Below are 18,274 nucleotides of genomic sequence, written 5' to 3'. Positions count from 1 at the left end.
CACGCGGCGCGACCGGCATGAGCGCGGCATCCGACCTGTCGGCTTCGGCACCCACGGCCTCCGGCCACGCTTCCTACATCCAGATTCTGAAGTCGACCTTGCTGATCGGCGGCTCCACCGCCATCAACATCCTGTTCTCCATCGTGCGCAACAAGGCAGCGGCGATGCTGCTCGGACCGGAAGGCTTCGGCCTGATGGGCCTCTACAATTCCGTTCTCGATCTCACGCAGGCGGTTGCCGGGCTCGGGGTCAATTCGAGCGCGGTGCGCCAGGTCGCCGAAGCGGCCGCCACCGGCGATCGATCGCGTATAACCGTCACCACCATCGTGGTGCGGCGTGTCTCGATCGTGCTCGGCCTTGCAGGATTTCTGCTGCTGTGCGCCGTGTCGGCCCCCGTAGCGCGATTGACCTTCGGCGACACCGCCCATGCGGCCGGGGTAGCCCTGGTCGCGATCGCAATCTTGTTTCGGCTGGTCAGCGGCGGACAGGTGGCTCTCCTCCAGGGACTTCGACGGATAGCGGATCTGGCCCGCGTCAACACGCTGGGCGCCTTCCTTGCCACGCTCCTCACCATTCCCATGCTCTTTTTCTTCGGCAAGAACGGCATCGTGCCGTCGCTGGTCGCCGGCGCAGCGGTGACGCTCGTCGTCTCCTGGGTCTACGCAAGGCGCGTCGACATCGGAACGCGCGCCGTCGGCCTTCGGGAAACCGGCAGGGAATCATCCGAACTGGTCAAGCTCGGCCTTGCCCTGATGGCAAGCGGCCTCGTGTCTGTCGGTTCGGCCTATCTGATCCGCCTTATCGTCGTGCATTACGAAGGCATCGCCGCGGCCGGCTTCTACCAGGCGGCGTGGACGCTGGGCGGCATGTATGCCGGCTTCATCCTTCAGGCGATGGGCGCCGACTTCTACCCGCGCCTCACGGCCGTTTGCAACGACGCCGACACCTGCAACCGCCTGGTCAACGAGCAGGCGCAGATCGGCATGCTGCTTGCCGGCCCGGGCCTGGTGGCCACGTTGACCGTCACGCCTCTGGTCGTCGCGTTGTTCTATTCGTCCCAGTTCCACGAAGCGGTGGAGGTGTTGCGCTGGATCTGCCTGGGCATGATGCTGCGTATCGTCTCCTGGCCGATCGGCTACATCATCCTCGCAAAGGGCGCCCGCTTGGCGCTGCTGGCGACGGAAATCGCCGCGGGCGTGGTGCATGTCGGTCTTGCCTGGCTGCTCACCAAGCGCTTCGGCGTGGCGGGGGCAGGCGCGGCTTTCTTCTGCCTCTATGTCTGGCACGGCCTGCTGGTCTACGCGATCGTGCGTCGCATGACCGGCTTCCGCTGGTCGGCCGCCAATCTGCGGCTGGCGCTCGTCTTCCTGCCGGCCGCGGCCGCCGTGTTCGCGGCCTTCCTGCTGCTGTCGCAACTGCAGGCCACCATGTTCGGCCTGGCGGTGACCGTCGCCACGGGGCTCCACTCGCTGCGCATGCTGGTGCGACTGCTGCCGGCGGACGCCCTGCCCGCGCCTCTGCGGGCCTGGGTTCCGAAAAAGAGCTGAAGGGCTAAGGATTTTCGGCGGAAGAACGGCTCAGGCGGCGGCGCGCCGCCCGAGCACATCGCCCAGCGTCTCGGCGACATAGTCCAGTTCGGCGTCGCTCATCTGGACCGAAAGCGGCAGGATGATCGAGTTGCATTGCGCCGCTTCGCTGCGTTCGAGGCTCGAGCCGGGAACGGAACAGTCGCGGTTGAGATAGGCGCCTTCCAGATGCGCGTTCATGATGCCGCGCCGGGTGGAGATGCCGCGATCCAGCAGGGCCTGCATCACCTTGCGCTGATCGGCGCCGACCAGGCGGATGCAATAGCTCTGCCAGTTGCTGCGCGCCCAGTCGGGCTCGTGCGGAACCAAAACGCCGGCGATGCCCTGCAAGCGGAGCGCATAGCCCCGCGCGATCTCGCGCCGCGCGGCAACGATTTCCGGCAGCCGTTGGAGCTGCACCCGGCCGATCGCCGCCTGCACGTCGGTCATGCGATAGTTGTAGCCCAGTTCGGGGTAGGCTTCGTAGATGACCTGCGCCGAGCCGTGCCGCACCGTGTCCGGCACGCTCATGCCGTGCTGCCGCCAGAGCCTGAACCTGGCGTCATGATCGGGATTGCGCGTCGTCAGCATGCCGCCGTCGCCGGTCGTGACCACCTTGCGTGGATGGAACGAGAAACAGGCGATGTCGCCATGTGGCGCGCCGATCTTCTCCCATCGCCCGTCCCACAGGATCTCGCTGCCCGAGGCGCAGGCGGCATCCTCGACGACGGGAATGCCGTGGCGACGGCCGATCTCGACGACGCGGGCGAGGTCGCACGGCATGCCGAGCTGGTGCACGCACAGGATCGCCTTCGTGCGGCGCGTGATTGCGGCCTCGACCAGAGCGGGATCGATGTTGTAGCCGTCCGCCTCGATGTCCACGAAGACGGGGATTGCGCCGCAATAGCGGACCGCATTGGCGGTGGCGATGAAGGAATGGCTGACCGTGATGACCTCGTCATCCAGCCCGACGCCGATCGCCTTCAGCGCCAGATGCAGCGCGGTCGTGCAATTGGAGACGGCGCAGGCGTAAGGCGCCCCGACGAAGGCGGCGAACTCGCGCTCGAAGGCCGCCACCTCCGGCCCCTGGGTGACCCAGCCGGACAGGATCACGCGCCGCGCAGCGTCCGCCTCCCGTTCGTCCAGCAGCGGCTTCGCAACCGGGATTCGATAGGGCACGTTCATGCCGCGGCCTCCCGATCGCGGGCCCGTTCCTGCCGCCACCAGGCGACGAGGTCGCGCAGCCCTTCATCCAGGGAAATCCCGGCTTCGAAGCCCAGCATCTCGCGGGCCTTGGAAATGTCGGCCAGCCGCCGCGACACAGGGTTCACCTTGCGCGCCTCGACATGCTCGGTCTGCACGGAGGAACCCATCACGCGGGTGAGCGCGGCGGCGAGGTCGTTCAGCGAGGTCTCGGTGCCGCTCGCCACGTTGAACACTTCGTCGGTGACGTCCGATTTCGCGGCCAGGATGTTGGCGCGGGCGATGTCGTGCACGTGCACGAAGTCCATGGTCTGGGTGCCGTCGCCATGGACGACCGGCGGCTGGCCGGCGGCGATACGCTCCATCCAGCGGATCAGCACCTCGGTGTAGACCCCGTGAATGTCCATGCGCGGGCCGTAGACGTTGAAATAGCGCAGCGCCACATAGCGCAGGCCGTACATGTCGGCGAAGCTGCGCAGCAGTCCTTCGTTGAAGGTCTTGGCCGCGCCGTAGATGGTGCGGTTGTTGTAGGGATGGTGCGCCTCCGTGGTCGGGAAGCTTTCGGCAAGACCGAGCACGGAAGCGGAAGAGGCCGCAACGACCTTGGACACGCCCGCCGCCACCGCCGCCTCCAGCACGTTGAAGGTGCCGCCGGCCAGCACGTCGAAGGCCAGCCGCGGCTCCTCCGCGCATTGGGTGATGCGGATGGCCGCCTGATGGAAGACGACGTCCATGCCCTGCATGAGCTCGGCAAGCAGCGCCGTGTCGCGGATGTCGCCTTCCACCACGCGGACCGGAAACCGCGCCATGGCCGCTTCCAGGTTCTGCATGCGCCCGCGCACGAAGTTGTCGAGCACGACGATCTCGGCCGGCTGGTCGGGCGCGGCGAATTCCGCGATATGGGAGCCGATCAATCCGGCACCTCCGGTGATCAGGATGCGCTTGCCTTTCATGGATTGCCCCCGTTGACGCCGCCGTCGTTCGCGGCCGATTGATGCCTGTCGTCCCGCCAGCGCAGGAACCGGGCCGGCACGCCGGCCACGATCGCGAAATCCGGAACGTCCTCGACCACCACCGCGCCCGCGCCCACGATGGCGCCCTTGCCCACGGTCACGCCCGGCAGGATCGTGGCATTGGTGCCGATATCGGCCCATGCGCCGATCCGCACCGGCTTGATCTCCAGGTCGGTCTGCACGATCGGAACGTCGTGCGGCATCCCCGTATGAGTGGACCCCAGCAGCTTGGCGCCCGGACCCCAGCCGACATAGTCCTCGAAAACCACGTCGCGGGCATCGATGAAGGCTTGCGGCCCGATCCAGACATTGTCGCCGATGACGCAGGTGCCGTCATGACGGCCCTGTATGTCGGCCTGCGCCCCGACGAACACGCGGTCGCCGATCTCGAACGTCTCCGCATGGCGGAAACGCGCGCCGGCGCCGACCTGCAAGCCGGCCCCGCAGCGGCGGGCGAGCGCCCGCCAGACCGCACGACGCATCAGCCCGTCGAGAAACCCGTCGCCCGCACTGAAGCGGCCGTAGAGTTCCGTCAGGCCGGCGGTTCCATAGGCGGATTTGAGCGCATCGGAGAGCCCCGCCTCGTAAGCGGGATCGGATGCCGCCTCACGCAGCCCGTGCACGGCCCGCACGATGCGTGCTCCCTGCTGAGCTTCAGCCGGCATAGGCCTCCATCTCCAAGGTCGCCGCCACGCGTTCGACTTGCGCTGCGGTCATTTCGGGATAGAGCGGCAGCGACAGCACCTCCTGCGCCGCCGCCTCGGAGACCGGGAAGTCGCCCGCGCGATGGCCCAGGTCGGCATATGCCTTCTGCAGATGCACGGGGATGGGATAATGCAGGCCGCTCTGGATGCCTTCTGCCTGCAACGCGTGACGCAACCTTTCGCGGTCCGGGGAGCGCACCGCGTAGATGTGATAGACGTGGCGACGCCCTGCCGCTTCGCGGGGCAGCTTCACGGTGGGCGAGCCTGCCAGCAGCGCCGAATAGCGGCGCGCATGCGTGCGGCGCGCCTCCGTCCAGTCTTCCAGATACCTCAGCTTCACCCGCAGGATCGCACCCTGGATGCCGTCCATGCGGTAGTTGAAGCCCCTTACGACGTGGTGGTAGCGCTGTTCCTGCCCCCAGTCGCGCAGCATGCGCATCTTGGCGGCCAATGCCTCGTCATTGGTGACGGCGATGCCGCCCTCGCCGCAGGCGCCGAGATTCTTGCCGGGATAGAACGAGAAACAGCCGATGTCGCCGATGCTGCCCGCCCGCCGGCCGAAATATTCCGCGCCATGCGCCTGGCAGGCATCTTCGATGACCGGAAGGTCGTGGCGGCGGGCGATCGCCATGATCGCGTCCATGTCGGCCATCTGTCCGTAGAGATGCACGGGCATGATGGCGCGGGTGCGCTCCGTGATGGCGGCTTCGAGCTGCCGCGCATCCATGGTCAGCGTGAGCGGATCGACATCTACGAAGACCGGCCGCGCGCCGGCGTAGCAGACGGCCGCCGCCGTCGCCACGAAGGTGAAGGGCACGGTGACCACCTCGTCGCCCGGCCCGATGCCGAGGGCCAGAAGCGCCAGATGCAGCGCGCTGGTGCCGGTATTGACCGCGACCGCCTGGTCGGTGGTGCAATAGTCGGCGAACTCGCGTTCGAACGCCGCCACTTCCTCGCCCAGCACATATTGGGCGGACCCCAGCACGCTGAGCACCGCGGCATCCACCTCGCTCTTTATGCTCGCATATTGCGCCTTGAGATCGAGGAACGGGATCATGCGATGCGCCTCGCCTGTTCAAGTTCGATCACCCGGCCGCGCTGCGCCAGCGATTGCGTGGCGGCTTCCAGGATGCGCACGACGCGCAGCCCGGCATGGCCGTCCGCCGTCGGCACGCCGCCATTCTCGATGCAACCGGCGAATTCGCGCAGTTCGCGCCCCAGCGCCTCTGTCATGTCGAGCTGGGGCGCCCACATATCGCCGGTGCGGTAGCCCACCAGCATCTGGTAAACCTTCTCGCCGTTCTTCTTCGGATTGCCGTTGAGGGTGATGCCCTTGTCGTAGACCTTGATCTTCTCGCTGGGTTCGAGATCGTCATAAACGACCATCTTGCTCGACCCGCCGAGCAAAGTGCGCCGCACCTTCACCGGCGCCAGCCAGTTCACATGGATATGCGCGATCATCTTGCTGTCGAAGAACAGGTTCAGATAGGCGATGTTCTCCGGCTCGCCGGCGACATGGTTCATGCCGGTCGCCGACACCGCCACCGGCTTCTCGTTGAGCACGAAATCCATGATCGACAGGTCGTGCACGGCAAGGTCCCAGATGACGCTGACATCGTGCTGGAACAGGCCGAGATTCACCCGCACGGAGTCGTAATAGTAGATTTCGCCAAGCCCGCCTTCGGCCAGTTCGCGCATCTTGCGCACCGCGCCCGTGTGCACGAAGGTGTGGTCGACCGCGAGCACCAGCCCGCGCCGGGCCGCTTCCTCGGTCATGCGCCGCGCCTCTTCGGCGGTCGCCGCCATCGGCTTTTCCACGAAGACGTGCTTGCCGGCCATCAGCGCGCTCATCGTCAGCCGGTAATGCGCGAAGACCGGCGTGGCGATGGCGACCGCATCGACGCGTGGGTCATGCAGAACGCTTTCGAAATCGTCGGTGATCTCCACGGCCGGGTAGCGCGCCTTCACCGCCTCCAGCCGTTCCGGCCGCAGGTCGCACACCGAAATCAGCCGCACACCCGGCGTCTCGCAGAAATTGCGCACCAGGTTCGGACCCCAATAGCCGTAGCCGACCACCGCCACCCCGATCATGTTCAACCCCTCGCCCGGCCGGCTTGCCTGGCCGTTCCATTGCCGGCATGCGAAAGCCGGTCGAGAATTCGGGCCGGCACGCCGGCCACCGTCGTGTAGGGCGGCACGTCCCGCGTCACCACGGCGCCGGCTCCCACCAGCGCGCCCTCGCCGATGGTGAGGCCCGGCAGGATGGTGGCGTTGGAACCGATGGAGGCGCAGCGCCCGACCCGCGTCTGGATCACCGACCAGTCGGCTTCCGACTGCACCCTGCCGTCGGCCGTCAGCGCGCGCGGATAGATGTCGTTGCTGAACATGACGCCGTGGCCGATGAAGACGCCGTCCTCCACCGTCACGCCCTCGCACAGGAAGGAGTGGCTGGAGATCTTGCAGTCGCGGCCGACGACGACGTTCTTCTGGATCTCGACGAAGGTGCCGATGCGCGTGCCCGCGCCGACGCGGCAGCCATAGAGATTGACCAGGTCGGGATGATGGATGACCACCCCTTCCTCAAGCTCGACATCCGATGAGATCATCCTGCCGGTTCCCCGCCCTTGTCGACGCGCTCCACAATCGCGGGGCGTGTTCCACCGCTCGCGACATTCATGGCTGCCGGCGACGGGAAAGCGCCCTGGTTGCGCGTTGGAATTTGACTTCCCGGCTAACGTGGTTTCTTTGCAAACTGGAGTAAAGCGTGGAAAATTTGGTAGTAGTTTGCCCGAAAGGGGTAGCAACGCCGCCAGTTCCGCATGATGACCATCCCGCTTGCGCGCGAGCCCTCGGCAATAACGGAGGGCCGCAGGCAAGATGCTTCATACACGCCGGTCGAATGCCATCTCCTGTGCCGCACGGCACCTCGGACGCCGCGCAGGGCGCGCTCCATGAAGAACACGGGATGCCGCGAGGTCGTATCCGGGTTCATCGCCATCCGTTTCTCCAGTCCGCGCCAGCCCGGAACCGCTTCCACGCAGGGTACCGCCGATCGCGCGATCCCGCGATATCGCCCCACGAGTTCCGCATTCGGGCGGGGGTGGTCGTATTGGCGCGTAGCGGCTTCCACCGCAGCGGCGGCGATCGCCGTCATCGCCAGCGACCGCAGTTGCGGCGCCTCCGGGATGGTTCCGGCCGTTCCCGAAAAGAGCACCTCGAAAGCCGACTGCCGCTCGACGAGATCGCGGTAGCCGTCCACCTTCCGGGCGGAGAGGCTGGCCGCGTGATCGCGATGCCACGCCTGGTCCGCGCCATGGATATAGGCGACGTCGGAGAATGCGGACATGCGCAGCCACATCTCCATGTCGTGGGTATGCGCCAGCGGTTGCTGTCCGCCGACCTTGTCCACCACCGACCTGCGCATGAACGCCTCGGGCGAGGTGATGACGTTGAAGCCGGAACGGCAGCGATCCGCCAGCCAGCGCCGACCCTGCCAGATCGTCCAGCGTGTCGCCGTCCCGCGCGCGACCGGCAACCCGGTTCCGGAAAAATGCAGCGGATGGCCGTAGACAAGACCGACGGACGGATGCGCGCGCATGACCGCGACCGAACGTTCCAGCGAACCGGGCGTCAGCAGATCGTCCGCGTCGAGCCTGACCAGGAATTCGCCGCGCGCCTGCTCCAGACCGTCGTTGAAGGTCTGCACCGGGCCGCTATTGCATCCATGGGCGATCACCTTGACCCGCGCGTCACGCGCGGCGAGCGAACGGGCGACATCGAGGCTCTCGTCGGCCGAGCAGTCGTCCACCACGACCACGTCCACCACGACACCGGCTTGCGACAGCGCGCTCTCCACGGCCTGCGGCAGATACCGCGCATAATTGTAGCAGGGGACGACCACCGTGACGGTCGCGTTTCCGTCCGGATTCGGCAGCGGCCTCACCTTGCGCACCTGATCCTTCCCGCCTGGTTCGTTCATCGTCTGCCCGTCGCGATGCAGTTCCGGCACGCCTATTTGCTGAACTTGCCGGAATCCGTTCCTGAAGTATACTCCCGAACAGACAAAGCAAATCCGAAATTTCTTGCGTAAAGGTGATAGATGGCAAGCGTACAAGTGGTCATGCCTTGCTACAACTATGGAAGATACTTGTATCAGGCTGCACAAAGCGTCCTGACGCAATCCGGCGTAGACGTTCGTCTTCTTATTATCGACGATCAGTCTTCGGATAATACCCCGGAGGTATGCCAGCAACTGGCCATGGAGGACGCGCGGGTCGACTACATCCGCCATAAGGTCAATAAGGGCCACATCGCCACCTACAACGAAGGGATAGGCCTGGCGACGGCGGACTATTTCGTGCTGCTCTCGGCGGACGACCTGTTGACTCCGGGTTCGCTGGCGCGCGCGGCGGCGCTGATGGACAACAATCCTTCGGTGGGCCTGGCCTACGGCTATGTGATCCCGTGGCGCGGCGGCGCCCTTCCGCCTGCCCGAAGCGACGACAAGGGCTGGACGATCTGGAAGGGACGCGACTGGATCGAGCGCATGTGCCGCACGGGACGGAACTTCATCGTCAACCCCGAAGCGGTATTGCGCACCAGCGTCCAGCACGAGGTCGGTGGCTACAAGCCTTCGCTGCCCCATTCCGGCGACATGGAATTGTGGATACGCGCCGCGGCGGTGTCGGATGTCGGCCATGTCAACGGGGCCGAGCAGGCTTATTATCGCATCCACGACACCAGCATGCAGCGCACGGTCCATGCCGGCTTCCTGTTCGACCTCAAGGCACGGCGCGAGGCATTCCTGGCCGCATTCGAAAGCCATGCCGGAGCGCTGCCGGACGCCTCCTCCCTGCTGGCGACGTCGGAGCGGGCGCTGGCCATGACCGCGGTTCGGCACGCCTGTCGCACCCTTGCCTCCCGGCGTGATGACAGGGACCCTGCCGAGCCATATCGCGAATTCGCGCTTTCGCTCTGGCCGGATGTCGTCAAGACCAGGATGTGGTCCCGGCTCGAACGGTACGGCAGCGCCGAACGCGGCTCGCTTTCCGCCGTCATCGCCAGGGGCCATGCGCGCCTGATGGATGTCGAGGACAGATATGCCTGGCGCAAATGGTGGCGGACGGGGGTCTATTGACGCGCCCGCCCGTCCGGATCAGGCGCCCGCGACCTGCCTCTGCGCGCGGACGTCGAGGAAGGCCGCATAGGTCGCCGTCACGTCCTCGCGCTCCTGTGCCAGCGAATAGCGGGACCGGATGAATCCGGACGCCTGCCGGCCCCGTTCGGCGCACCAGCCGGGCTGGTGCCCTTCATTCGTCAGCGCCGTTTCGACAGCGCGAACGAAGCCCGGCACGTCTCCCGCCTCGATCGGAGCGCTGAATTCCGGCCGGAAGAACTCGCGCCCGGCAAAACCGTGATTGCCGATCACATAGCAGCCGCAAGCCATCGCCTCGGCCGCCGGAAGCCCGAAACCTTCCTGATAGGTGAAGGAGAGGAAAATGGATGTCTCGCGCAGCTGCCGCGCGAGTTCTGCCTGGGAAAGACCCGCCAGCGGCGCCACTTCCCATCCCTCGAACATCCCTTTGCCGCGCAGCATCTGGAGAACCTGCCAAGCATCGCCGCGGTCACGCCGCAGCATGTAGGAAATGCGACGGGGCCTTGGCAGGTCGCCGGCGCGGAACAGGTCCGGATCTATGCCGAGACGGACGCGGCCGACCTCGCAGCCCGGAAACGCGTCGCGCAGCATCTGCTGATTGTGCCGCGAAACCGCTACCACGCCCGCCAGATCCGGCCTGGGAGCGTAGAACCGGGCGACGTCCGCGCTTCGCCGCCAGGTGAAGTGGCTGTTCTGGTTGAAGATGACATGCCGGATGCCGGGCCGCAGCCGCGCCAACAGGTCCACATCCACCTCCGGCACCACCAGCAGGTCGCCGCCATGAAGAACGGTGGAAGGCAGGTCGGTTACCTTCGTGCCGTTCTCGAACCAAGCGCAGCGGAATCCCGGCCGGTAGTGCAGGACGAAGGCGCGCATGCCGGCGGCGTTGAGGATATCGACATGCCGGTAGATGACCCGCACCCCCCCGGAGGGAATCTGGTAGTCGGGTGTCAGGAAATAGATCGTCGGCCGAGGCCCCGGCGTCTCCGTCGCCGCAATGGCGAACCTGCCCCTGCGGCGGCGCTCGCCCGCATCCGCCATCTTGCGATAGAACGACCGGACGACATCGCTTCTCAAGGCGAGCATCATCGGCAACCTTTCCCTTCCGCCTCGCCGCCCCGCTTTGCGCGAAACGACGCCTGACGGCCTGCAGCCGCCCGCCGGAATTGTGTCAGCCGCGCTCCTCGTCCTGCAAGGGTGGCGGCCCTACTCCGTTAAGCCGATCGATACTCCTGCCGCCTGTTGGGATATGCGCCTTATTTCCTGGCGAATCCGTTCCTTTCCGCGGACTCGGCCCACAGATTGACGTTCGCATCGCGGGCATACTGGTCGATTTCGGCCAGTTCGGCGTCGGTGAAATCCAGTCTTTTGAGGGCGCCGACGCAATCCTCGACCTGTTTCGGCCGGCTTGCCCCGATCAGGGCCGAGGTGACGCGGCCCTTGCGCAGCACCCAGGCCAGCGCCATCTGCGCCAGCGTCTGGCCGCGCCGCTGGGCGATCTCGTTCAGCGCCGCGATGTTGGCGAGGGTCTGCTCGTTGATGAACGAGGACTTGAGCGACTTGCCCTGGCTCGCCCGGCTGCCTTCGGGAACACCTTTCAGATATTTGTCGCTCAGCATGCCCTGCGCCAGCGGCGTGAACACGATCGAACCGACGCCCAGGCCTTCGAGCGTGTCGAGCAGGCCGTCGTCTTCGACCCAGCGGTTGAGCATGGAATAGCTTGGCTGGTGGATGAGGCACGGCGTTCCAAGCTGCTTGAGGATGTCGGCCGCCTCGCGCGTGCGCTGCGAATTGTAGGACGAGATCCCGACATAGAGCGCTTTGCCGGAGCGCACCGCATGGTCCAGCGCGCCCATGGTTTCCTCCAGCGGCGTGTCGGGGTCGAAACGGTGCGAATAGAAGATATCGACATAGTCCAGCCCCATGCGCTTGAGGCTCTGGTCGAGGCTGGCGAGCAGATATTTGCGGCTGCCCCACTCGCCATAGGGTCCGGCCCACATCTCGTAGCCCGCCTTGCTGGAGATGATCAGCTCGTCGCGATGGCCGGCGAGATCGGTGCGCAGCATCTCGCCGAACGCCTCCTCGGCCGAGCCGGGCGGCGGGCCGTAGTTGTTGGCGAGGTCGAAATGGGTGATGCCTAGGTCGAACGCCTTGCGAACGATCGCCTGCTTGGTCTGATGCGGCGTGTCATGGCCGAAATTGTGCCACAACCCCAGCGAAATCGCCGGCAGCTTCAGCCCCGATCGGCCGCAGCGGTTGTAGAGCATGTTCTCGTAGCGGTTCTCGGCGGGAACGTAGGACATCATCGGCCTTTCAGCAGTAGAGGCGGTGCGACCGCCCACCCTCCGCTTGTCGGGAGGTTCGTAAAGCATGCCACGAAGCGACAATCCGGAACAGGATGGCGGCGGGTCAAGCAGGACAATATCGCCACTCCCCGCAAGGGGAAAGCGGCGGCGCTACCTTCTCGCCAGCAGCGCCCTCGCTTCCTTGACACCGAGCGCTGCCGGCCGCTCGCAGGTCGTCTGCATGGCGACAAGCTTGCCGGTTTCGCCCGAACGCAGGATGCCGGTCATGACATCGACTGCATGCAGCGCCAGTTCCAGGGAGCAGCGGTGCGGCCGCCCCTCCATGATCGCCAGCGCCATGTCGGCAAGTCCGGCGGCACGATAGTTGGCCATCATGCCATGCGCGTGTTTCTCGTTCGCGACGGCGAAGGGGTGTTCCCATTTCGGCAGCGTTTTCGCTGCCTTGCTGGCCTTGGTGTAGGCGACCGTACCGCCGAAGAAGTTGGGATCGGGCACGAACATGGTGCCGGCCTCGCCATAAAGTTCGATCGGCGCATGGCCATGCAGCCAGACGTCCCAGCTCGCGGCGAGCGTCACCACCGCGCCGCCGGCGAATTCGAGGATGGCGTGGACGGTGGTCGGCGTGTTGACCGGAATCTTCTGCCCCCTGCGCGGCTTGGACAGGATGGTCCGTTCCTTGGCCGGCGTGGCAGTGAAGGCGGCGACGCGGGCAACCGGCCCGAGGAGCTGGATCAGGTCCGTTATGTAGTACGGACCGATGTCGAGCACCGGTCCCGCACCCGGCTGGAAGAAGAAATCCGGGTTCGGATGCCAGTGCTCCATGCCGTGGCCCATCACGAAGCAGGTGCCGCTGGTGATCCCGCCCAGTTTGCCGGCATCGATCAGGTTGCGAGCCAGTTGGTGCGCTCCGCCGAGAAAACTGTCCGGCGCGGAGCCGATCCTCAACCCCTGCCTATCGGCACGCTTCTTCAGGTCCAGCCCCTCCTTCAGCGACAGCACGAAGGGCTTTTCCGAATAGACGTGCTTGCCGGCCTCCAGCACCTTCTTCGACACGCCGTAATGCGCGGCGGGGACCGTGAGGTTGACGACGATGTCGATGTCCTTCGCGGCCAGCAGGCCGTCCACGGTTTCGGCACGAAGGTTGAACGCCCTTGCGCGGGCCTGCGCCGCCTTCATGTCGATATCGGCGCAGGCGCGCATCTCGATACCGCCGAACATCGGCGCCAGGCTGAAATAAGTGGCCGAGATATTGCCGCAGCCGATCACGCCGATCCCCAGTTTCCGCGCCATATGCCCCCTCCTAACAGGCCTTGACCGCCGCGATGGACCGACGCGCGAAGCGCTCGACGTCGTTGGGATTGTCCTGTTCCAGGATGAAGTGTCTGGCCGGCGTCTTCGCCCTCAGCAGCTTCAACAGCCTCGCCCAGTCGAGGATGCCATGGCCGACATCCGACCAGCCGTCCTCGTCGGCCCCTTCACCCGGCCTGGCGATATCCTTCACATGCACGGCCGCGATGCGCCGGCCATGGCGATCGATCCACGACAGCGGGTCCGCGCCACCGCGCACCAGCCAGGCCACGTCGATCTCCCACCCGATGTCCGGCGCCGCCGACAATATGTGCTCCAGCGGCATCGAGCCGTCGGGCAGCGGCTTGAACTCGAAATCGTGGTTGTGCCAGGCAAAGCCGTAACCGGCCTTCTGCGCCGCTTCGCCAGCCTTGGCCAGCCGCTCGCCGAAGCCGCGCCAGCCGGCCCCATCGGCGGGCCGCGCGTCGGGTTCCAGATACGGACAGACCAGCAGCCCGACCCCCAATGCATCGGCCACGCGCCGCACGCCGTCGAAGTCGCCCTCGAGCGCCTCGATGGAAAAATGCGCGGTCGGCATGGACAGGCCGTTCCTGTCCAACTCGGCCCGGAAGGATCGCGGATCGTCATAGACACCGCCGAAACCCTCGACTTGGCGGTAACCGGTTTCGCCGAGCATTTTCAGCACCTTGTCCCAGGGGAGGAAATTCCGGGCGCTGTAGAGTTGGAATGACCAGTTCATCTTTTCGGACAGGATCATGCTCCAAAAACAAGAGCTTGAACAAGACGGCGATTCCGCACGACGTCATCTCGGTCTAGTGTCAGGACCTGTTGACAGGTGCCATGGCTGACGCCGGCCATTTCGCCCAGCTTGACAGGTCCTGACCCCGGAATGGTCACGCGTTGAGAACGATCCAGAAGGAGCCGACCCATGAACGTCGCCAATCTGCAACTCGAGGGCCTTGTGATGGCCATCGCCGCGATGAACCATCTGCTGGTTCAGAAAGGCCTGGTATCGATGCAGGAGATCGACGCAGCCCTGCGTGAGGCCGAAACCCGCGAAAGCCGCTCGAACGAGATACCGCCGGCCAATCGCGAGGCCATCGTCTTCCCGATCCGGCTGCTGCAGCTTGCCAACCAGTGCCAGCCGGAAGCGGACCTGCCCTCTTTCTCGGCGCTCACGCGCATGGTTGGCCAGATGAAGTGACGCGGCCGAAGCGCGTCACCTGTCCGGTATCTATTGGTCATGGCCCCAGGGCCCGTGATGCGCGCCGGGCGTATCGATGCGTTCGAAGCCGTGCGCGCCGAAGAAATCGCGCTGCGCCTGAATGAGGTTCGAGGTGCCGCGCCCCTGCCGGTAGGCGTCGAAATAAGCCAGCGCGGACGACAGCGCCGGCACCGGCAGGCCGGCTTCGGCGGCCACGGCGACGATGCGGCGCAACGACGGATGCGCCTCGTTCATCATCCTGACGAAGGTCGGCGCCATGAGAAGATTGGTGGTCGCAGCGTCCTTGCCGAAGGCCTCGGCCATCTGGTCGAGCATCTGCGAGCGGATGATGCAGCCGGCCCTCCAGATCCTGGCGATCGTCGGCAGCGGCAGGTTCCAGCCGAACGGCTTAGAGGCACCGGCCATCACCGCGAAGCCTTGCGCGTAGGCCGCGATCTTGCCGGCGAGCAGCCCGAGCTCCAGATGCTTCAGCAGCGCCTTCTTCGGCTCGGAAATCCTCGAAACGTTCCTGCCATAGGCGTTTTCGGCGGCCAGCCGCTCGCCCTTCATGGAAGAGAGCACGCGCGCGGCCACCGCGGCCTCGATCGCCGTTGCCGGGATGCCCAGTTGCTGCGCTTCGATCACCGACCATTTGCCGGTACCCTTCTGGCCGGCACGGTCGAGTATGATGTCCACCACCGGTTCGCCGGTCTTGGCGTCGTCGGCCCCCAGCACCCTGGCAGCGATCTCGATGAGGTAGGAATTCAGCCTGCCCTCGGTCCAGCCGGCGAAGATCGGCGCGATCTCCTTGGCGCCCATGCCGAGCCCGTCGCGCAGGATGCCGTAGATTTCGGCGATCATCTGCATGTCGGCATATTCGATGCTGTTGTGGATGGTCTTGACGAAGTGGCCGGCACCGTCCGGGCCGAGCCATGCCGCGCAGGGCTCGCCCTTGAACTTGGCCGAGATGGCGGTGAGCACGTTTTCCACCCGCCGCCACGATTCCTCGGTGCCGCCCGCCATGATGGAGGGCCCATGGCGCGCGCCCTCCTTCCCGCCGGACACGCCCATGCCGATGAAGGCGAGCCCCGATCCTTCCAGTTCGTTGAAGCGGCGGACGGTGTCGTGGAAATTGGCGTTGCCGGCGTCGATGACGATGTCGCCGGCCGACAGCATTTCGCGTAGCGCGGCGATCTGTTCGTCCACCGGTTTGCCGGCCACCACCATGATGATGACCGGACGCGGCGGCCGGATGGCTTCGGCGAGTTCGGCAAGGCTGTGGCAGGGCACGATGCGGTCTGCGAGCGGTCCGGCTTCCGCCTTGAACGTATCCACCCGCGAGACCGTGCGATTGAACACGGCGATGCGATGGCCCTTTTCGGCGATGTTGAGCGCCAGGCTGGAGCCCATCGTGCCGAGGCCGATCAGGCCGATTTCGGCTTTTTCCATTTTTTCCGATCCTTTGCCTGCACCGCCAGCGGCCGATGATCGGCCCGGCCACCCGCTTCGTCAACGGCGAAAGGCGCTTCACGGCCTTATGTCGATCGGCCCCTCGATCTCGGCCATGTCGAAATCCGAGATCAGGATATCGATGCGTGCCACCCAGCGTCCCGGAACGGGAACGACCAGGTCCTCCACGCGCCATGTGCCGTCATCCATCTTCCGCGCCGGCCGCTTGAGCGGACCGATGCCCGCATCCGGCTTCGACAGCTCCAGCGTGACCTCCTTGGCGGGAAGCGGACCGAAATCACCGGTCATGACCACGATGGACGCCGTGACGGGGCCGGCATGGCCGGGGCTGATCGACAGGTCGGCCATCGCCTTCAGTGTGTGGATGTGGGTCGAAGCCGGCTGGGCCGCGGCGATGGCCAGCGCTCGCGGCGGCGGCGTGAAGCGCCAGCCGGCCACCACGCCGAAGATTGCCAGTACCAGGAGCATTTCCACGACGATCGAACGCACCAGCTTTCCCTGCGCCTCGGCATCGCCGGCTTCCGCAGGGCGGGTAAGCCGCCAGCGGTTCCAGGCGGCGATGACGAAAAGCACGGCGAGCAGCGCAAGCTTGGCCAGAAGCAGCTTCCCATAGGCCGTGTCGAGGAGCGCTGCCGGCGTCTGCACCTGGATGACGGCAAGCACGATGCCGGCAAGGACGAACACGGCGGCAACCGGAAGGATCGCGCTTGAAAAGCGCAGGAGCACCGGTGTTGCGGCAGCTCCTCGGCGCTTCATGGTCAGTCCCAGCGGCATCAGCGCCCCGGTCCAGAAGGCGATGCCGGCCGCGTGCAGGAACACCATGGGCCGCGTCAGCCATTGCGGCTCCGCCGCGCTGGCGTGGCCGCTGGCGGCCAACGCCGCGCCGACGCCACCGAGTGCAATGAGCGAAAGCAGCCGGGCCGGAAGCCGTGGCAACGCCAGCGACGACAGGCCGAGCAAAAGCGCGATGAGCGCGATCAGCACCGTCCAGCCATAGGTCGTCGCCCCGCCGGCGCGCCACATCGCCGGGTCGGCGAAGCGCGACAGCGGAGCGCCGAGCGCGTCCAGACCTTGCAGGCCGAGCGCCACCGGCGCGGCAACGAGCCCGAGCAGCATGAGAAGACCGGCCACGCGCGAGCCGTCGCGCAGCCCGTTACCGAGCCATGCGATGGCGAACGCGCCGCCGATGCCGAGGAACAAAGCCGCGTAGAGCATGGTGCGAACGAACCAGATCGCGGAACGCAACGCCCAGTCGACCGCTTCGGCCGCGACCGGTGCCGCACTCGGCGCACCGATGGAGAACAGGATCGATCCCGCGACGGGGTGGCCGTCGGCCGAGATCACCCGCCAGCTCAGCACATAGGAGCCCTTTTCCATGGCTGCGGGGCCGGATGGCGCATCGATATCGACGGTCTGGCCGTCGAGCCGGAAGGAGGCAAGCTGCGCAGGCGTGCCGTCCGGCCGCACGAGCGTGAGCACCAGCGGCGAAACCGGCTCGCTGAATTGCAGCGAAAATCGCCTGGGGCTTTCCGCCAGCACGGCGCCATCGTCGGGCTGCGTGGCGATCAGCGCGGCATGTGCGAATGCGGCGTTCGGCAGAACGAATAGCGCCGGCAGCGCCAATGCGAAGAACAGCAGGGCATGAGCGAGCCGATGGCACCGCCACCAGCGCTGCCCGGACAACTGCCCGCGTGTCCCAATGACCGGTCTTTCGGTGTCCTGTTCCATCGCCGCCCACAGGTGAAGACGGCGCGCCGGTCCGAGCCGGCGCGCCGCGACATGGCTTACTTCTTCGGCAGGAGCTTCACGCCCGGTGCCGGGAACTCGATGGACTCCTCGTCCTGGCCGGCTGCCGGAATGGCGATCCAGCGGTCCACGGTGCCGCCCTCGCATTCCTGCACGACGGGGAAATAGATCTTCTCCCCGGTCGGCAGGTCGGCCGCGAGTTGGCCGCGCAGCACGAACTCGTCATAGAACTCGTCCGGCAGCTTGCCGCCGGTCCAGTCCACTTCCTGCACGCCCTCGCCGACCTGCTCGCCCCACAGCTCGTAGGACTTGGCATATTTGCCCTTTACCGTCTTCAGCTCCCAGCCGGCCTTCGGCATCGGCTTCACGGCGATCATGCCTTCGGGAATCTTGACCCGGACTGTGGTGGTCGCCTTGCCTTCGCAGCCATGCGGCACGCGCAGCACGGCCTTATAGGCGGAGCCGACAGGCGCTTCCTGCGTTTCCAGCGTGATATGGGCGAAGACGGGAAGGGTGCCGGCAACGACGAAGGCGCCGGCAAAAAGAACAGACTTCAACATGGTGATTCCTTGAAAATGCAAAAGTGAAGGAAGGACAGCC

17 protein-coding genes are annotated in these 18,274 nt (G+C 66.0%); 3 read left to right on the top strand and 14 right to left on the bottom strand.

What is annotated here, in order from left to right; all coding sequences use genetic code 11:
• Positions 1-17: 17 nt before the first annotated feature.
• Entirely contained in the window at positions 18-1,547 is a 1,530-nt protein-coding gene (locus QU595_RS19805) for an O-antigen translocase (protein ID WP_315925057.1), read from the top strand.
• 30 nt (positions 1,548-1,577) lie between these two features.
• Here QU595_RS19805 and QU595_RS19800 read toward each other — a convergent pair whose 3' ends face one another.
• From QU595_RS19800 to QU595_RS19770, 7 genes are all read right to left on the bottom strand, one after another.
• Positions 1,578-2,750, bottom strand: coding sequence for a DegT/DnrJ/EryC1/StrS family aminotransferase (locus tag QU595_RS19800; protein WP_315925055.1), 1,173 nt, complete (start codon positions 2,748-2,750; stop codon positions 1,578-1,580).
• Positions 2,747-3,721, bottom strand: coding sequence for an NAD-dependent epimerase/dehydratase family protein (locus tag QU595_RS19795; RefSeq protein ID WP_315925053.1), 975 nt, complete (start codon positions 3,719-3,721; stop codon positions 2,747-2,749). The genes QU595_RS19800 and QU595_RS19795 overlap by 4 nt, the downstream gene beginning before the upstream one ends.
• Positions 3,718-4,446 (bottom strand): acyltransferase, encoded by a 729-nt coding sequence (locus tag QU595_RS19790; protein WP_315925051.1) that lies wholly within the window; start codon positions 4,444-4,446, stop codon positions 3,718-3,720. Before QU595_RS19790 ends, QU595_RS19795 begins: the two co-directional genes overlap by 4 nt.
• Positions 4,436-5,542 (bottom strand): DegT/DnrJ/EryC1/StrS family aminotransferase, encoded by a 1,107-nt coding sequence (locus QU595_RS19785; RefSeq protein WP_315925049.1) that lies wholly within the window; start codon positions 5,540-5,542, stop codon positions 4,436-4,438. The genes QU595_RS19790 and QU595_RS19785 overlap by 11 nt, the downstream gene beginning before the upstream one ends.
• On the bottom strand, positions 5,539-6,576 hold the full coding sequence (locus QU595_RS19780) for a Gfo/Idh/MocA family oxidoreductase (protein WP_315925047.1): 1,038 nt from the start codon (positions 6,574-6,576) through the stop codon (positions 5,539-5,541). Before QU595_RS19780 ends, QU595_RS19785 begins: the two co-directional genes overlap by 4 nt.
• A 2-nt stretch (positions 6,577-6,578) precedes the next feature.
• Complete coding sequence (locus QU595_RS19775; RefSeq protein WP_315925046.1) at positions 6,579-7,091, bottom strand: acyltransferase; 513 nt, start codon at positions 7,089-7,091, stop codon at positions 6,579-6,581.
• Positions 7,092-7,216: 125 nt separating this feature from the next.
• Positions 7,217-8,494 (bottom strand): glycosyltransferase family 2 protein, encoded by a 1,278-nt coding sequence (locus tag QU595_RS19770; RefSeq protein ID WP_315925045.1) that lies wholly within the window; start codon positions 8,492-8,494, stop codon positions 7,217-7,219.
• A gap of 90 nt (positions 8,495-8,584) precedes the next feature.
• Here QU595_RS19770 and QU595_RS19765 point away from each other — a divergent pair, with 90 nt between their 5' ends.
• Positions 8,585-9,622 carry a glycosyltransferase family 2 protein gene (locus tag QU595_RS19765; RefSeq protein WP_315925042.1) on the top strand — a complete coding sequence of 346 codons (1,038 nt, stop codon included), beginning with the start codon at positions 8,585-8,587 and terminating at the stop codon, positions 9,620-9,622.
• An 18-nt stretch (positions 9,623-9,640) separates the two neighbouring features.
• Here the strand turns inward: QU595_RS19765 and QU595_RS19760 are convergent, their stop codons facing one another.
• From QU595_RS19760 to QU595_RS19745, 4 genes are all read right to left on the bottom strand, one after another.
• Positions 9,641-10,729 carry a glycosyltransferase gene (locus tag QU595_RS19760; RefSeq protein WP_315925040.1) on the bottom strand — a complete coding sequence of 363 codons (1,089 nt, stop codon included), beginning with the start codon at positions 10,727-10,729 and terminating at the stop codon, positions 9,641-9,643.
• A gap of 167 nt (positions 10,730-10,896) precedes the next feature.
• Positions 10,897-11,943, bottom strand: coding sequence for an L-glyceraldehyde 3-phosphate reductase (gene mgrA, locus QU595_RS19755; RefSeq protein ID WP_315925700.1), 1,047 nt, complete (start codon positions 11,941-11,943; stop codon positions 10,897-10,899).
• A 153-nt stretch (positions 11,944-12,096) separates the two neighbouring features.
• A complete protein-coding gene (locus QU595_RS19750) occupies positions 12,097-13,236 on the bottom strand; it encodes a Gfo/Idh/MocA family oxidoreductase (protein WP_315925038.1) in 1,140 nt (379 codons plus the stop codon).
• 10 nt (positions 13,237-13,246) lie between these two features.
• Positions 13,247-13,993 (bottom strand): sugar phosphate isomerase/epimerase, encoded by a 747-nt coding sequence (locus QU595_RS19745; protein ID WP_315925698.1) that lies wholly within the window; start codon positions 13,991-13,993, stop codon positions 13,247-13,249.
• Between the two features lie 189 nt (positions 13,994-14,182).
• Between QU595_RS19745 and QU595_RS19740 the strand changes: the two genes are divergently transcribed.
• Positions 14,183-14,458 (top strand): hypothetical protein, encoded by a 276-nt coding sequence (locus QU595_RS19740; RefSeq protein ID WP_315925036.1) that lies wholly within the window; start codon positions 14,183-14,185, stop codon positions 14,456-14,458.
• A 30-nt stretch (positions 14,459-14,488) separates the two neighbouring features.
• Here the strand turns inward: QU595_RS19740 and gndA are convergent, their stop codons facing one another.
• From gndA to QU595_RS19725, 3 genes are all read right to left on the bottom strand, one after another.
• Positions 14,489-15,907, bottom strand: a complete 1,419-nt coding sequence (gene gndA / locus QU595_RS19735) for an NADP-dependent phosphogluconate dehydrogenase (RefSeq protein ID WP_315925034.1) — start codon at positions 15,905-15,907, stop codon at positions 14,489-14,491.
• Between the two features lie 78 nt (positions 15,908-15,985).
• Positions 15,986-17,656, bottom strand: a complete 1,671-nt coding sequence (locus QU595_RS19730) for a copper resistance CopC/CopD family protein (protein ID WP_315925032.1) — start codon at positions 17,654-17,656, stop codon at positions 15,986-15,988.
• A gap of 56 nt (positions 17,657-17,712) precedes the next feature.
• Positions 17,713-18,234: a YcnI family protein gene (locus QU595_RS19725; protein WP_315925030.1), complete on the bottom strand. Its 522-nt coding sequence runs from the start codon at positions 18,232-18,234 to the stop codon at positions 17,713-17,715.
• Positions 18,235-18,274 lie beyond the last annotated feature (40 nt).

Origin of the sequence: Mesorhizobium sp. SP-1A, from assembly GCF_032460275.1 — a bacterium.
Classification (GTDB): domain Bacteria; phylum Pseudomonadota; class Alphaproteobacteria; order Rhizobiales; family Rhizobiaceae; genus Mesorhizobium.
The sequence above is the reverse complement of the archived record's forward strand: the minus strand, read 5'-3'. Positions and strand labels throughout refer to the sequence as shown.

Coding starts and splice junctions, on each gene's coding strand:
- QU595_RS19805 (WP_315925057.1), top strand. CDS start 18: ATGAGCGCGGCATCCGACCTGTCGGCTTCGGCACCCACGGCCTCCGGC.
- QU595_RS19800 (WP_315925055.1), bottom strand. CDS start 2,750: ATGAACGTGCCCTATCGAATCCCGGTTGCGAAGCCGCTGCTGGACGAA.
- QU595_RS19795 (WP_315925053.1), bottom strand. CDS start 3,721: ATGAAAGGCAAGCGCATCCTGATCACCGGAGGTGCCGGATTGATCGGC.
- QU595_RS19790 (WP_315925051.1), bottom strand. CDS start 4,446: ATGCCGGCTGAAGCTCAGCAGGGAGCACGCATCGTGCGGGCCGTGCAC.
- QU595_RS19785 (WP_315925049.1), bottom strand. CDS start 5,542: ATGATCCCGTTCCTCGATCTCAAGGCGCAATATGCGAGCATAAAGAGC.
- QU595_RS19780 (WP_315925047.1), bottom strand. CDS start 6,576: ATGATCGGGGTGGCGGTGGTCGGCTACGGCTATTGGGGTCCGAACCTG.
- QU595_RS19775 (WP_315925046.1), bottom strand. CDS start 7,091: ATGATCTCATCGGATGTCGAGCTTGAGGAAGGGGTGGTCATCCATCAT.
- QU595_RS19765 (WP_315925042.1), top strand. CDS start 8,585: ATGGCAAGCGTACAAGTGGTCATGCCTTGCTACAACTATGGAAGATAC.
- QU595_RS19760 (WP_315925040.1), bottom strand. CDS start 10,729: ATGATGCTCGCCTTGAGAAGCGATGTCGTCCGGTCGTTCTATCGCAAG.
- mgrA (WP_315925700.1), bottom strand. CDS start 11,943: ATGTCCTACGTTCCCGCCGAGAACCGCTACGAGAACATGCTCTACAAC.
- QU595_RS19750 (WP_315925038.1), bottom strand. CDS start 13,236: ATGGCGCGGAAACTGGGGATCGGCGTGATCGGCTGCGGCAATATCTCG.
- QU595_RS19745 (WP_315925698.1), bottom strand. CDS start 13,993: ATGAACTGGTCATTCCAACTCTACAGCGCCCGGAATTTCCTCCCCTGG.
- QU595_RS19740 (WP_315925036.1), top strand. CDS start 14,183: ATGAACGTCGCCAATCTGCAACTCGAGGGCCTTGTGATGGCCATCGCC.
- gndA (WP_315925034.1), bottom strand. CDS start 15,907: ATGGAAAAAGCCGAAATCGGCCTGATCGGCCTCGGCACGATGGGCTCC.
- QU595_RS19730 (WP_315925032.1), bottom strand. CDS start 17,656: ATGGAACAGGACACCGAAAGACCGGTCATTGGGACACGCGGGCAGTTG.
- QU595_RS19725 (WP_315925030.1), bottom strand. CDS start 18,234: ATGTTGAAGTCTGTTCTTTTTGCCGGCGCCTTCGTCGTTGCCGGCACC.